The organism is Phytobacter massiliensis JC163, assembly GCF_000321045.1.
In the GTDB taxonomy this organism is placed as follows: domain Bacteria; phylum Pseudomonadota; class Gammaproteobacteria; order Enterobacterales; family Enterobacteriaceae; genus Phytobacter_A; species Phytobacter_A massiliensis.
Window position 1 is genome coordinate 1 of the sequence record NZ_CAEO01000191.1, and the last position, 585, is coordinate 585.

Consider the following 585-nt stretch of genomic DNA (forward strand, 5'->3'; position numbering starts at 1 on the left):
CTCCTGGGTGAAGGCTTCACCCTGATGTTCCTCGGCATGGGCTTTGTGCTGGTGTTCCTGCTGGTACTGATTTTCGCCATCCGCGTCATGTCCGCCGCCGTCAACCGCTTCTTCCCCGAACCGGTCCCGGCCCCGAAGGCAGCGCCTGCGCCTGCTGCCGCCCCCGCGGATGACTTCACCCGCCTGCGGCCGGTGATTGCCGCCGCTATCCACCACCACCGCCGCCTTAACCCTTAATTCACGGAGGAATTCCATGACCGTTGCCATTACCGATGTCGTCCTGCGCGACGCCCACCAGTCCCTGTTTGCCACCCGCCTGCGCCTGGACGATATGCTCCCCGTCGCCGCTCAGCTTGACGAGGTGGGCTACGGCTCGCTGGAGTGCTGGGGCGGCGCCACCTTTGACGCCTGCATCCGCTTTCTCGGCGAGGACCCGTGGGTGCGCCTGCGCGAGCTGAAAAAGGCGATGCCGAAGACTCCCCTGCAGATGCTGCTCCGCGGCCAGAACCTGCTCGGCTACCGCCACTACGCCGATGACGTGGTGGAGCGCTTTGTGGAGCGCGCCGTCAAAAACGGCATGGACGT

1 protein-coding gene and 1 pseudogene are annotated in these 585 nt (G+C 65.5%); both read left to right on the forward strand.

Annotated features, from left to right (window positions below):
- Positions 1 to 237 (forward strand): oxaloacetate decarboxylase subunit gamma (locus ENTHG_RS00160; RefSeq protein WP_071825773.1); only part of this gene is annotated, 237 nt, incomplete at its 5' end.
- A gap of 16 nt (positions 238 to 253) precedes the next feature.
- A pseudogene (locus ENTHG_RS00165) lies at positions 254 to 585 on the forward strand (sodium-extruding oxaloacetate decarboxylase subunit alpha); the annotation flags it as partial.